The following is a 12594-nucleotide window of genomic DNA, read 5'->3' as shown; positions in this document are numbered from 1 at the left end:
CCGATGCGGGCTTGCCCGCGCGCAGCGGCCTTTTGCCGCGCCACTGGCGCGCGGCGCGATCCCGCGCGGGCAAGGGCGGGGCAGGGCGGGTCTAGACTGCGCGCCCAATGTCGTCCTCCCCCACTTCCCTGCCGCTGGCGCGCCTGCTGGAGCACGCGGCCGATGCGCTGGCCGCCGTGCGCGCCGGGCGCTCGCTCACCGACGTGCTCGCCGCCGTCCCGTCCGACGCCCGCGCCGGCACCCAGGCCCTGAGCTTCGAGACGCTGCGCCGCTTGGGCGCGGCCACTGCCGTGCGCGGGCGCCTCGCGCCCAAGTCCCCGCCGCCGCAGGTGGACGCGCTGCTCATCACCGCGCTGGCCCTGCTGTGGCCGCCGGAGGTCTACGCGCCCCACGTGCTGGTGGACCAGGCCGTCAAGGCCGTGCGCCGGCGCAGCCCCAATTCGGCCGGCTTCGTCAACGCCGTGCTGCGCCGCTTCCTGCGCGAGCGCGACCAGCTCGTCGCCGCGCTGCAGTCCGACCCCGTGGCCGCCTACAGCCATCCCGGCTGGTGGATAGACCGGGTCAAGAAGGATTGGCCGCAGGACTGGAGCCGCCTGCTGCAGGCCGCCAACGAGCGCCCGCCCATGACGCTGCGGGTGAATGCCCGCCGCGGCGACGCCGCCGGCTACGTGCAGCGCCTGGCGGACGCCGGGTTGCCCGCGCGCGTCGTCGGCCCCCAGGCCGTGCTGCTGGAGCAGCCCGTGGCCGTGCACCAGTTGCCCGGCTTCGCGCAGGGCGACGTCTCCGTGCAGGATTCATCTGCGCAGCTCGCTGCGCCGCTGCTGCTGGGCGTGGGCGTGCCCGGCTGCGCGCCCCTGCCCGCGGGCGCCCGCGTGCTCGATGCCTGCGCTGCCCCCGGCGGCAAGACCGCCCACCTGCTGGAGCTGGCCGCCCTGGACGTGCTGGCCCTGGACGCCGATCCGCAACGCCTGCCCCGCGTGCAGGACACCCTGCAGCGCATCGGCGCGACAGCCGAGCTCAAGGCCGCCGACGGCCGTCGCGTGCAGGACTGGTGGGACGGCAGGCCCTTCGACGCCATCCTGCTGGACGCGCCCTGCAGCGCTTCCGGCATCGTGCGCCGCCACCCGGACGTGCGCTGGCTGCGCCGCCCGGCCGACATCGCCCAGCTCGCCAAGACGCAGGCCGAGCTGCTGGAGGCGCTGTGGCCGCTGCTCAAGCCGGGCGGGCGGCTGGTCTACGCCACCTGCTCGCTGTTCAAGGCCGAGGGGCAGGGCCAGGTCGATGCGTTTTTGCAACGCCACGGCGGCAGCGGCGCCCGGCTGGACGCGGCCTCGCCCGGCCACGTGCTGCCCCTGGCCGACAATGAGTCACCGGCCCAAGTCCCGCCCGGGGACGGCTTCTATTACGCGCTGCTGCACAAGTCTTGATCCCGCTGACCGCCGTCCGTGTCGCCGCTGCCGCCGTCACGTCGCTCGCCACGTCGCTTTGCCGCGCCCGCGCGCCCTCGCTGCGCCGGCGCGCGCTGCTGGCCGCCGTGCCGGTGCTGCTGGCGCCCGCGCTGCTGCAGGCCAACACCGGTGCCAGCGCGCTGGAGCTGCAGGAGCTGGCCGTGCGGCGGGCCGCCGACGGGGCGCTGGTGCTGGATTACGCGCTGCGCGTGTCGCTGCCGCGTGCCGTGGAGGACGCGCTGCAGCGCGGCGTGCCGCTCTACTTCGAGACCGAGGCCGCCGTGTACCGGCCGCGCTGGTACTGGCGCGACGAGCGCGTGGCGCGGCAGTCGCGGCTGTGGCGGCTGTCCTACCAGCCGCTCACCGAGAGCTACCGCGTCAGCCTGGGCGGGCTGCACCAGGGCTACCCCACGCTGGCCGAGGCCATGGCCTCCATGACGCGCACCGCTCGCTGGCGCATCGCCGAGCCGCAGCAGCTCGACACCGACGAGCTGCGCTACTACGTCGAATGGCGCTGGCGGCTGGACACCTCGCAACTGCCGCGGCCCATGCAGCTGGGCATAGGCAACCAGGCCGACTGGGTGCTCAGCATCGAGCGCCTGCTGCGCCCGGAGCCCTGAGGCGGCTGCGGCACCTCGGCGCAACGGCAACACGGCGGCAGCCCACAGGCATCACGGGACACATGACATGAGCAGCAAGGCACGGCGCACCAGCGTGCTGGTTGGGCTGGTGGCCCTCATCGGCGTGGCGCTGGTGGCGGGTTTCGTCCTGACGCTGACCAGCGGCGCCGATCCGGGCGACCCGGACGGCTTCTACGAGCGGCACTGGGTCCTGCTCTTCGGCGCCAACCTGGCGGTGCTGGTGCTGCTGACGGCCACCATCATGGTCGCCGCCGTGCGCCTGGCGTTGCGCGTGCGCCGCGGCAAGTTCGGCAGCAAGCTGCTTTTGAAACTCGCGGGCATCTTCGCCCTGGTGGGCCTGCTGCCCGGGGCGCTGGTCTACACGGTGAGCTACCAGTTCGTCACGCGCAGCATAGAAATCTGGTTCGACGCCCGCGTGGAGAACGCCCTCAACGCCGGCCTGGCGCTTGGGCGCCTCACGCTGGACGCGCAGCAGGCCGACCTGGCGGCCAAGACGCAGTTCGCCGCCGAGCACCTGGCCGACACGCCGGGCGTGCCCATGGCGCTGTCGCTGGAGCGCGCGCGCGAACAGCTCGCGGCGCAGACGGTGGCGCTGGTGAGCCCCTCCGGCCAGGTGCTGCTGAGCGTGGGCGGCGAGGCCCACAACGCCATCGTCCCGGCGCGGCCCAGCGCGACGCTGCTGCGCCAGGCCCGCGGCGCCCGCGTGGCCAGCCAGATCGAGGGCCTGGACGACGAAGGCGTCGCCGGCGCGCCGCCGGCACTGGTGCGGGCACTGGCGCTCGTGCCGCGCACCGACATCACCCTCGCCGGCGAAGACCGGCTGCTGCTGGCCGTGCGGCCGCTGCCGCCCAACCTCACCGCCCAAGCCCTGGCCGTGCAGGCCGCCTACCGCGAGTACCAGCAGCGCGCCCTGGCCCGCGAGGGGCTGCGGCGCATGTACATCGGCACGCTCACGCTCACGCTCATCCTGGCCGTGTTCGGCGCCGTGCTGCTGGCCGCGGCGCTGGGCCAGCAGCTCGCCCGCCCGCTGCTGCTGCTGGCCGAGGGCGTGCGCCAGGTGGCCGCGGGCGACCTCACGGCCAAGCCCGTGTTCGCCTCGCGCGACGAGTTGGGCGGCCTCACGCGCTCCTTCGCCGACATGACGCAGCAACTGGCCGAGGCCCGCGCCCAGGCGCACGCCAGCGTCACGCAACTGCAGCGTGCCCGCTCGCACCTGCAGACCATCCTGGACAACATGACCGCCGGCGTGATCGTGTTCGACGAGCAACGCCGCATCGACACCGTCAACCCCGGCGCCACGCGCATCCTCAAGGCCCCGCTGGAGGCCTGTCGCGGCCTGCGGCTGGAGGACGTGCCGGGGCTGCAGGAGTTCGGCCAGGCGCTGTGGCAGCGCTTTGAGCTGCTGGCCGAAAGCCCCGAGGCCGGCGAGCGCGGCCAGTGGCAGGACGCCTTCGAGCGCCGCGACCCCGCCGCCGCCGACAGGCCGGAGCAGCCCGACGTCCAGACACTGCTGGTGCGCGGCGCCACGCTGCCGCAGGAGGCGCGGCTGGTGGTGTTCGACGACATCTCCGAAGTCGTCTCCGCGCAGCGCTCGGCCGCTTGGGCCGAGGTGGCGCGGCGCCTGGCGCACGAGATCAAGAACCCGCTCACGCCCATACAGCTCTCGGCCGAGCGGCTGCAGCACCGGCTGGAATCCAAGCTGGAGGGCAACGACCAGTCGCTGCTGGTGCGCGCCGTGGCCACCATCGTCACGCAGGTGCAGGCGATGAAGCAGCTCGTCAACGAGTTCCGCGACTACGCGCGGCTGCCCTCGGCGCGGCTGGCGCCGCTGGACCTCAATGCGCTGGTGGCCGAGGTGCTGGGCCTGTACGGCCACGCGGTGGAGCAGGGGCGGCTGGTAGTGCAGTGCGCGCCGGGGCTGCCTTGGATTCAGGGCGACGCCACGCAGTTGCGCCAGGTGGTGCACAACCTGCTGCAAAACGCCTTGGACGCCGTGGCCGAGCGGGCCGAAGGCAGGGTGCAGATCGTCACCGACGTGCAGCTCGGCGAGCAGGGCGAGCCGCGCGGGGTGCGGCTGCGCATCCTGGACAACGGGCCCGGCTTTGCCGACAAGGTGCTCAAGCGCGCCTTCGAGCCCTACGTCACGACCAAGACCAAGGGCACGGGGCTTGGGCTGGCGGTGGTCAAGAAAATTGCCGACGAGCACGGCGCACGGGTGCGCATTGCCAACCGCGCGGGCGGCGATGCGCCCGGCGCCGCGGCGGGCGGGGCGCAAGTGACGCTATCATTTTCGAATCTCGCCGCTGCGTCCGCTGCGCTCGCCGCCGCCGCATCGGCCCCTCTCCCGCCGGCCACCTGACGGCCGAGCGCACTGAGCATCCATGGCGACCATCCTTGTAGTTGACGACGAACTGGGCATACGCGCCCTGCTGTCGGAAATCCTGACGGACGAAGGGCACAGCGTGGAGCTGGCCGAAAACGCCGCCCAGGCGCGCGCATTGCGCGAGCAGGTGCGTCCCGACCTCGTGCTGCTGGACATCTGGATGCCGGACGTGGACGGCATCACGCTGCTCAAGGAATGGGGCAGCAACGGCCAGCTCTCCATGCCCGTGATCATGATGAGCGGCCACGGCACCATAGACACGGCCGTGGAGGCCACGCGCTTTGGCGCGATGGCCTTCCTGGAAAAGCCCATCACGCTGCAAAAGCTGCTGCGCGCGGTGGAGCAGGGCCTGACCAAGCCCACGCCGGGCCAGGGCGGTGCCAACCCGGCGGCGCCGCTGGACGCGGTGGGCGACAACGGCAGCTTCGGCCATGCCGTGCCGCCGCTGAACCTGAGCGGCGTGCTCAACAGCGAGCACAGCTTCGAGCTCGACCGCCCGCTGCGCGAGGCGCGCGACGCCTTCGAGAAGACCTACTTCGAGTTCCACCTGGCCAAGGAGAACGGCTCCATGACCCGCGTGGCCGAGAAGACGGGCCTGGAGCGCACGCACCTCTACCGCAAGCTCAAGCAGTTGGGCGTGGACCTCACGCGCAACAAGCGCGGCGGGGCCTGAAGCGGCGCCTCTTTCGGCGTCCTCCAATCTTTTTAAGCAGATTCATCACTCAGGGCTTGGAAATTTCAAAAAGCCTTGCTAGAATGCGCAGCTTCACGGCCAAGTAGCTCAGTTGGTAGAGCAGCGGATTGAAAATCCGCGTGTCGGTGGTTCGATTCCGCCCTTGGCCACCAAACAAAGAGAAAGCCCCGCGCAGCGATGCACGGGGCTTTTTTCTTGGTCGACGACACATCACTGGCGCATTGCGGCCCAAGCGCTGTCTTGCCCAAAGCACTGCCGGTGCCAGCCGGTGGGCATGGCACGCCGCTACGCAGTGACCACAGCCGCGCCGCGAAAGTCGTCGGACAACAATCGGCTTCCCGCATTTCCGCTTCTGGCGGCCTCCAGGCGTTGCGCCGGCAACGTTGCGCCCGCCCGGCTGCCGCAGTTCCCCCGCATGACCCTGCTCGATGGCCTGACCCTGTACCTGCGCGTGGCCGCGCTGCTCCTGCCCGTGGTGGCCTGCGCCGCGGTGGGGTCGTACTGGGCCTGGAAGAAAAAGCCGTTCCCGGCCGAGTTCATCGCGGTGCTGGCGGCCAACTTCGCCACGCCCGCGCTGGTGTTCCACACGCTGCTGACCACACCGCTGTCCGGCCAGGCACTGCTGCAGGCCGGCGCGGCCACGGTGCTGGGCTTCGCCCTGGCGGCCGCCATGGCCGCCGTGGCGCTGCGCCTGCTGAAGCTGCCGGTGCTTGGGCTGCTGCCCGCGGCGGTGCTGCCCAACGCCGGCAACCTGGGCCTGCCCATGGCGCAACTGGCCTTCGGGGCGGAAGGCTTGGCCATCGCGGTGGCGGCCTTTGCCATCACCTCGGTGCTGCAGCACACGGTGGCGGTGTGGGTGCTGTCGCGCGCCTCGCCGCAGCGCACGCGCATGCCGCGCGGCATCCTGTTCGCGGTGGGTGCGGCCATGGCGCTGCGCTGGACCGGCTGGAGCTTGCCCGCCCCGGTGTTGGACAGCGCCCGCCTGGTGGGCTCCATGACGGTGCCGCTCATGCTGCTGAGCCTGGGCTATGCGCTGGTCACCGTCTCGCACGCGGGCTTGCGCCAGGGCGCGCTGGTGGGCCTGACGCGGCTGGCCGTGGGCACCGCCTCGGGACTGCTGGTGGGCGTGCTCATGGGCCTGTCGCCGCTGGCCGCTGGCGTGATGCTGCTGCAACTGGCCATGCCCGTGGCCGTGGCCAGCTACCTCTATGCCGACCGGCTCACGCCCCACGGCCCCATCGCGGCGGGCGCGGTGCTGGTCTCCACGCTGGCGCTGGTGCTGCTGTCGCCCGCGTTGCTGTGGCTGGCGGGGGCGGTGAGGGCCTAGCGGCGGCCCGGCTTCACGCCGCCCTGCGCGCTGCACAGCGGCAGCAGCACGGCTTCAGCCCGCGCTCTTGCCCACGAACTCGAAATGCTCCACGTGCGGCGGCTGTGCGAAGAAGGGGCCGACGATGGCGCGCCAGGCGGCGAAGGCCTCGGAGCCGCGGAAGTGCACGGTGTGGTCCTCCAGCGTCTCCCAGAAGATCTGCACCACGTAGCGCTCGGCCGATTCGATGCCCTTGTTCACCTTCCAGCCGCGGCAGCCGGGAAAGGGGCCGATGACGGTGGACAGCCCGCGCTGCACCGCCTCGTCGAAGGCGGCCTGCTGGCCCGGGTGGATGCGGATATCGACCAGTTCAAGGATCACGGCGGGGTCTCCGGTAATTCAAGAGGGGAGTGAAAAACGGGCGCCCCAAATGGCGCCCGCTCTCCATTGTCGCCGTGCCGGCCTGCACAGCCGGCAGGGTTCGCTCCTGCGGCTCAAGCCTCCATGGGCAGGCCCACGTAGTTCTCGGCCAGCGCGCGCTGCGCGGCCTCGGAGCCACACAGGTAGTCCAGCTCGGCCTGCTGCACGCGGGCGCCGAACGCGCCGTTGTCGGGGAGCTTGTGCATCAGCGTGGTGAACCACCAGCTGAAGCGCTCGGCCTTCCAGATGCGGCGCAGGCAGCGCTCGGAGTAGACGTCTATGCCCGCTTCCGAGCCCCGGTAGAACTCGGCCAGGCCGCGCGCGAGGTAGCCGACGTCGGTGGCGGCCAGGTTCAGGCCCTTGGCGCCCGTGGGCGGGACGATGTGCGCCGCGTCGCCGGCCAGGAACAGGCGGCCGAAGCGCATGGGCTCGGCCACGAAGCTGCGCAGCGGGGCGATGCTCTTCTCGATGGAGGGCCCGGTGGTGACGTTGGCCGCCACCTGCGCGGGCAGCCGGCGCTTGAGCTCGGCCCAAAAGGCGGCGTCGCTCCACTCCTCGACCTTGTCGGCCAGCGAGCACTGCACGTAGTAGCGGCTGCGTGTCTTGCTGCGCATGCTGCACAGGGCGAAGCCCGCGTCGGCGCTGGCGTAGATCAGCTCGTGCGACACCGGTGGCACGTCGGCCAGGATGCCCAGCCAGCCGAACGGGTACACCTTCTCGAAATTGGTGATGGCGCCCTCGGGGACGCTGGCGCGGCACACGCCGTGGAAGCCGTCGCAGCCGGCGATGAAGTCGGCCTGCACCTCCACCGGCTGCCCGTCCGGCGCGGTGAAGCGCACGCGGGGCTGCTGCGTGTCGAAGTCGTGCACGCTGACATGGCCGGACTCATAAAAGGTTTGCAGCCCGGCGGCGGCGCGGGCCTCCATGAGGTCGCGGGTGACCTCGGTCTGGCCGTAGACCATGACGCGCTTGCCGGTGAGGGCGTGCAGGTCGATGCGGTGGGTGCGCTCGCCAAAAGACAGCTCGAAGCCGTCGTGCGGCAGCCCCTCGGCATGCATGCGCTCGGCCACGCCGGCCTCGTCCAGCAAGTCCACGGTGACCTGCTCCAGCACGCCCGCGCGGATGCGGCCGAGCACGTAGTCGGTGCTGCGCTGCTCGACGATGACGGCCTCCACGCCGGCCTTGTGCAGCAGCGCCCCCAGCAGCAGCCCCGAGGGGCCGGCGCCGACGATGGCGACCTGGGTGCGGAGGGTGCGGGTGGGGGTGTTCATGGCTTGTCTCCTTTTCCGTCTGGGGGCAACAACTTCACAAGGCGCGTGCGTCGCGCGCTCACAGGATCTGGCGCAGGTGCGTCTGCGCCTGGCGCAGCGGCGGCAAGGCCGCCTCCTGCAATTCGTCCATCTCCATGCGCGAGGCGTGCACGCTCACGTTGAGCGCAGCGACCGTCTCGCCCTTGAAATTCAGCAGCGGCACGGACACGGTGCGCAGCCCGGGCTCGAACTCCTGGTCCACCGCGGCGTGGCCGCGCTCGCGCACGGCGGCGATCTCGGCGGCCAGTTGCGTGGGCTCGGTGACGGTGTGCGGCGTGCGCTCGGTGAGCGCCTGTTGGGCGATCCAGGCCTGCACGGCGTCTTGCGGCCAGGCCGCCAGCAGCACGCGGCCGTTGGCCGTGCACCAGGCGGGCACGCGGGTGCCGGGCTGCAGCGTGCTGGAGATGACGCGCCCGGCGCTGGTGGCGGCCACGCACAGCACGTCGCTGCCGTCGAGCACGCCGGCCGAGGAGGCTTCCTTGAGCGCGTGCGACAGCTTCAGCAACTCCGGCTGGACGATGCGCGGCAGCCGCGCCGAGTGCATGTAGCTCTGCGACAGGCGCAGCACCTTGGGCGTGAGGGCGAAGAGATTCCTGTCCTGGCTGGCGAAGCCCAGGTGGCACAGCGTGAGCAGGTAGCGCCGTGCCGCGGCGCGCGTGAGGCCGGTGCGCGCGGCCACCTCGCTGATGGTCAGCCGCGGGCGTTCCTGGTCGAAGGCTTCGATGACCTGCAGACCCTTGTCCAGCGCGGCCACCAGGTCGCGGTCGCGCGCGGGAGCGGCGTCCGACGCCCCGTCCGCATCGGCGGCGGCCATGCCGGCGGCGGCGCCTGCGGCGGCGGTTGAAAGGGAGCGGCGCTGGGCCATGCTGCGGGTCTCCGGGGGTTGCGGCGGGCTGCGTGGCCCGCCGTCATGTGCAATTCAGTACCCGGAATGTAGAGAGTGGCCGCCGCGCTGTCGCGGGGCTGCAGGCGGATTTGTGCGCAATGCGCACATGCCTTAAATCAAGTCGTAGCCCATATGGCGCCTACTGGCAGGCCAGGGATGGGCGCCTGCGAGCGCCTGCAACGGGGCGAGATGGCCTGTGGATGCCAAGGCAATGACCTTGGGCACTTTCAAGCGCCAATTGAAGATGGCCGCGGCTGGCCGGGGTGTGGATGCCGCGGCCACAGGCTCACGCCGCCAGCGGCAGGGGCGAGGGCGTCTGCGGCGCCTCGCCGCCGTCGGCCGCCGGGTCGGCGTAAACCAGGCCGAAGCGGTTGCCCAGGAAGTCGGCCAGCGCGATCTGTTCCTGGCGGATGAAACCCTGCTGCGGCAGCCGGCCCTGGGCCAGCAGGTCCAGCACGGCGCAGGCACTGCCGGCGGTGGTGATCTGGATGGCGCTGCGCGGCTCGCGGCCGGCCCAACGGCCCAGCACGCGGCGCGAGAGGCTGTGCTGCGTCAGCCGCCCGTCGCACCAGCCGGTGGCGCTGATGAAGATGACGACCACGTCCTGCTGCGTGGCGGGGATGGCGTGCTCGAAGATGTCCTTGAGCAGGGCGGGGCGCTCGCGCAGGCGCAGGTCGTTGAGCAGGGCCTTCATGAGCTGGCCGTGGCCGGGGTAGCGGATGCTGCGGTAGTTGAGCTCGCGCACGCGGCCTTCCCAGGTCTCGCACAGCGTCCCCAGCCCGCCGGAGGTGTTGAACGCCTCGTAGCGCGTGCCTTCCAGGCTGAACTGCTCCAGCCCCTCCAGCGCCGCCACCTCGGCGCGGCGGCCGTCCACGATGGCCTCGCAGGGCTGGATGTACTCGTTGATCAGCCCCTCGGTGCTCCAGGTCAGGTTGTAGTCCAGGGCGTTGCTGGGGTAGAGCGGGAGCGCCCCCACGCGCAGCTTCAGGGTTTGCAGTTGCTCGAAGCGCCCGGCCAGGTCGGCCGCGGCGATGGAAACGAAGCCCGGTGCCAGGCCGCATTGGGGAATGAAGGCGGTGGCGGCGTCCTGCGCCAGCGCCTTGATGCGACGCGTGGCGGCCACGTCCTCGGTGAGGTCCAGGTAGTGCACGCCCGCGGCGCGCGCGGCATCGGCCACGGTGGCGGCGCAGTCGAAGGGAAAGGCGTTGAGCACCGCGAAGCGGCCCTGCAGCGCCGCGGCCAGCGCGGCGGGGTCGGCGGCGTCCAGCTGCAGCGTGTGCCGGCGCAGCGAGGGCGGGCCGAAGTCCTGCAGCGCACCGGCGTGGCGGTCGGCCAGCGTCACCACGTAGTCGCCGGAGTCGGCCAGCAGTTGCGCCATCACCCGGCCGATGCGGCCGGCGCCCAGAACCAGAACGTCCTTCATCGCGCGTCCTCCTGGAAGGGAAATTTGTGCAGCCATCGTGGCGCGCCCTGCCGCAGAACGCAGCCCCCGGCACGACGAAGCGTCGTCGCCATTTCGGCGCTTTGCCGAGCACAATCGGCGCATGGCCGACATCGACGACGTGGACCACGCCCTGCTGGCGCTGCTGCGCGAGAACGCCCGCGCCAGCACCGCCGAGCTCGGACGCAAGCTCGGCCTGTCGCGCACCACGGTGCAAAGCCGCCTGCAGCGCCTGGAGCGCCGCCGCGTGGTGGCCGGCTACACGGTGGTGGTGGACGAGGAGGCCGAAAGCGCCCTGGTGCGCGCGCACGTGTTCATCACCGCCGCGCCCAAGCAGGGCGGCGCCATAGAGGCGGCGCTGCGCCGCGTGCCGCAGGTGCGGCTGCTGCATTCGGTGAGCGGCCCCTTCGACTTCATCGCCGTGCTGGCGGCGGCGTCCATAGGCGAGCTCGACGCGCTCATCGACCGCATAGGCGCGCTCGACGGCGTGGAGCGCACCACCTCGGCCATCGTCCTGTCCACCCGCATACAGCGCTGACGCGGCGCTCAGGCGGCGGCGTCTGCCGGGTTCGCGCGCGGTGTTTTTCTTGACCCGACTCAAGTCTGCTGAAGTAGTGCCGACATAGAACGATGCAGCTCCAGGTGTCCCGTGGGTTTTCACGGGGCCTTGGCGGTCTTTTGGCAGTCCGTTTTCCCGATGTCGCTTCCCGAAACCATTGACGTGCGCGACCTGCGGCTGGGCATGTTCGTCCAGCTCGACCTGAGCTGGATCGCCCATCCCTTCCCGCTGAGCAGCTTCGTCATCAGCAGCGAGGCGCAGATCGCCACCATCCGCGGCCTGGGCCTGCGCCGCGTGCGTTGGGATCCCAGCCGCAGCGAGCTTTCGCCCGCCGCCGCTTCCGCGCCCGCGCCGGTGGCCGCCGCCGCGCCGGCGCCCACCGTGGCGCCGGTGGCGGAAGAGCCGGCCGAGGCCGCTCGGCGCCAGCGCCGCCAGGCCGTGGCCGCGCAGCGCTCGGCGCAACTGCAGTGCGAGCGCTGCTACGCCGAAGCCATACGTGGCTGGCGCGACGCCAGCGAGCTGCTGCGCGGCGGCGACGCCGACGCCGCGCGGCGCCACACCGAGAACCTCACCGGCGAGCTGCTGCGGCAGATGCTCTCCGACCCCGAGAGCTGCATACGGCTGCTCACCGAGGGCGCGGGCGACCGTGCCTCGGCCCACGCGCTCAACGTCACCGTGCTGTCGCTGCTGCTTGGGCGGCTGCTCAACCTGAATGAGGCTGCGCTGCTCTCGCTGGGCCAGGGCGCGCTGCTGCACGACATCGGCAAGATCGACTTGCCCGACCGCGTGCGCTGCGTGCAGGAGCACTTCACCGCGGCGGAGACCAAGCTGTACCGCGAGCACGTCAGCTTGGGCGTGGTGCACGGGCGCCGCATGGCGCTGGATCCGGGGGCGCTGCTGGTGATTGCCCAGCACCACGAGTTCGCCGACGGCAGCGGCTTCCCGCAGCGGCTGGAGCTTGCCAAGCTCAGCCAGGCCGCGCGCATCGTCGCCCTGGCCAACCGCTACGACAACCTTTGCAACCCGCCGCTGGCGGCCATGGCGCTCACGCCGCACGAGGCGCTGTCGCTGCTGTTCGCCCAGGGGCAGACCCGTTTCGACGCAAAACTGTTGGGCGCCTTCGTCCGCATGATGGGCGTGTACCCGCCGGGCTCGGTGGTGCAGCTCACCGACGAGCGCTACGCGCTGGTGGCCAGCGTCAATGCCGGGCGCCCGCTCAAGCCGCGCGTGCTGGTGCACGACCCGCGCGTGCCGCGCGAGGAGGCGCTGGTGCTGGACCTGGAGCGCGAGCCCGGGCTGGGCATACGCCGCAGCCTCAAGCCCGCGCAACTGCCGCGCGAGGCGCAGCAATACCTTTCGCCCAACCAGCGCGTGGCCTATTTCTTCGACGCCGGCCCGGCACCCCTGGTGCAGGAGCGCGTCGCATGAGTGCGCCGCGCCCGGTGCCGCCCAACTGCGCGCCGGGCGTGGAGCTTGCCGTCCACGACGTGGCCGCCGCCGTGGTCG

Annotated in this window: 11 protein-coding genes and 1 tRNA gene; 8 read left to right on the top strand and 4 right to left on the bottom strand. The window is 71.8% G+C overall.

Translation table 11 applies throughout. From position 1 onward, the window contains the following. Window positions 1-107 precede the first annotated feature (107 nt). The 6 genes from rsmB (at window position 108) to SM757_RS07090 (ending at window position 6493) form a co-directional block, all read left to right on the top strand. Window positions 108-1427 (top strand): 16S rRNA (cytosine(967)-C(5))-methyltransferase RsmB, encoded by a 1320-nt coding sequence (rsmB, locus tag SM757_RS07115; RefSeq protein ID WP_322464930.1) that lies wholly within the window; start codon window positions 108-110, stop codon window positions 1425-1427. Next, on the top strand, window positions 1424-2068 hold the full coding sequence (locus tag SM757_RS07110; protein ID WP_238455642.1) for a DUF4390 domain-containing protein: 645 nt from the start codon (window positions 1424-1426) through the stop codon (window positions 2066-2068). Before rsmB ends, SM757_RS07110 begins: the two co-directional genes overlap by 4 nt. A gap of 67 nt (window positions 2069-2135) precedes the next feature. Then, entirely contained in the window at window positions 2136-4448 is a 2313-nt protein-coding gene (locus SM757_RS07105) for a sensor histidine kinase (RefSeq protein WP_322464929.1), read from the top strand. 22 nt (window positions 4449-4470) lie between these two features. Next, complete coding sequence (locus SM757_RS07100; RefSeq protein WP_066330530.1) at window positions 4471-5145, top strand: response regulator; 675 nt, start codon at window positions 4471-4473, stop codon at window positions 5143-5145. Window positions 5146-5242: 97 nt separating this feature from the next. Continuing rightward, a tRNA-Phe gene (locus tag SM757_RS07095) sits at window positions 5243-5318 on the top strand. Between the two features lie 263 nt (window positions 5319-5581). Next, window positions 5582-6493 (top strand): AEC family transporter, encoded by a 912-nt coding sequence (locus tag SM757_RS07090; protein WP_322464928.1) that lies wholly within the window; start codon window positions 5582-5584, stop codon window positions 6491-6493. 54 nt (window positions 6494-6547) lie between these two features. Here the strand turns inward: SM757_RS07090 and SM757_RS07085 are convergent, their stop codons facing one another. The 4 genes from SM757_RS07085 to SM757_RS07070 form a co-directional block, all read right to left on the bottom strand. After that, entirely contained in the window at window positions 6548-6853 is a 306-nt protein-coding gene (locus tag SM757_RS07085; protein ID WP_066330527.1) for an antibiotic biosynthesis monooxygenase family protein, read from the bottom strand. A gap of 113 nt (window positions 6854-6966) precedes the next feature. Then, window positions 6967-8163 carry a 4-hydroxybenzoate 3-monooxygenase gene (gene pobA / locus SM757_RS07080; protein WP_322464927.1) on the bottom strand — a complete coding sequence of 399 codons (1197 nt, stop codon included), beginning with the start codon at window positions 8161-8163 and terminating at the stop codon, window positions 6967-6969. A gap of 58 nt (window positions 8164-8221) precedes the next feature. Next, on the bottom strand, window positions 8222-9016 hold the full coding sequence (locus SM757_RS07075) for an IclR family transcriptional regulator domain-containing protein (protein ID WP_322464996.1): 795 nt from the start codon (window positions 9014-9016) through the stop codon (window positions 8222-8224). A gap of 358 nt (window positions 9017-9374) precedes the next feature. Continuing rightward, on the bottom strand, window positions 9375-10511 hold the full coding sequence (locus SM757_RS07070) for a saccharopine dehydrogenase family protein (protein WP_322464926.1): 1137 nt from the start codon (window positions 10509-10511) through the stop codon (window positions 9375-9377). 121 nt (window positions 10512-10632) lie between these two features. On the opposite strand from SM757_RS07070, the gene SM757_RS07065 reads away from it, so the two are divergent. Both SM757_RS07065 and SM757_RS07060 read left to right on the top strand, forming a co-directional pair. Beyond that, on the top strand, window positions 10633-11067 hold the full coding sequence (locus SM757_RS07065) for an Lrp/AsnC family transcriptional regulator (RefSeq protein ID WP_066330523.1): 435 nt from the start codon (window positions 10633-10635) through the stop codon (window positions 11065-11067). Between the two features lie 159 nt (window positions 11068-11226). Then, window positions 11227-12516, top strand: coding sequence for an HD-GYP domain-containing protein (locus SM757_RS07060; RefSeq protein ID WP_066330520.1), 1290 nt, complete (start codon window positions 11227-11229; stop codon window positions 12514-12516). The last annotated feature ends 78 nt before the right edge of the window (window positions 12517-12594 follow it).

Source organism: Azohydromonas lata (genome assembly GCF_034427735.1).
GTDB lineage: Bacteria > Pseudomonadota > Gammaproteobacteria > Burkholderiales > Burkholderiaceae_C > Azohydromonas > Azohydromonas lata.
This window is presented reverse-complemented; position numbering and strand designations above follow the sequence as displayed.

Excerpts from the sequence above, each read along its gene's own strand:
- SM757_RS07090 (WP_322464928.1), top strand. The coding sequence starts at position 5,582 with ATGACCCTGCTCGATGGCCTGACCCTGTACCTGCGCGTGGCCGCGCTG.
- pobA (WP_322464927.1), bottom strand. The coding sequence starts at position 8,163 with ATGAACACCCCCACCCGCACCCTCCGCACCCAGGTCGCCATCGTCGGC.
- SM757_RS07075 (WP_322464996.1), bottom strand. The coding sequence starts at position 9,016 with ATGGCCGCCGCCGATGCGGACGGGGCGTCGGACGCCGCTCCCGCGCGC.
- SM757_RS07060 (WP_066330520.1), top strand. The coding sequence starts at position 11,227 with ATGTCGCTTCCCGAAACCATTGACGTGCGCGACCTGCGGCTGGGCATG.
- rsmB (WP_322464930.1), top strand. The coding sequence starts at position 108 with ATGTCGTCCTCCCCCACTTCCCTGCCGCTGGCGCGCCTGCTGGAGCAC.
- SM757_RS07100 (WP_066330530.1), top strand. The coding sequence starts at position 4,471 with ATGGCGACCATCCTTGTAGTTGACGACGAACTGGGCATACGCGCCCTG.
- SM757_RS07065 (WP_066330523.1), top strand. The coding sequence starts at position 10,633 with ATGGCCGACATCGACGACGTGGACCACGCCCTGCTGGCGCTGCTGCGC.
- SM757_RS07105 (WP_322464929.1), top strand. The coding sequence starts at position 2,136 with ATGAGCAGCAAGGCACGGCGCACCAGCGTGCTGGTTGGGCTGGTGGCC.
- SM757_RS07070 (WP_322464926.1), bottom strand. The coding sequence starts at position 10,511 with ATGAAGGACGTTCTGGTTCTGGGCGCCGGCCGCATCGGCCGGGTGATG.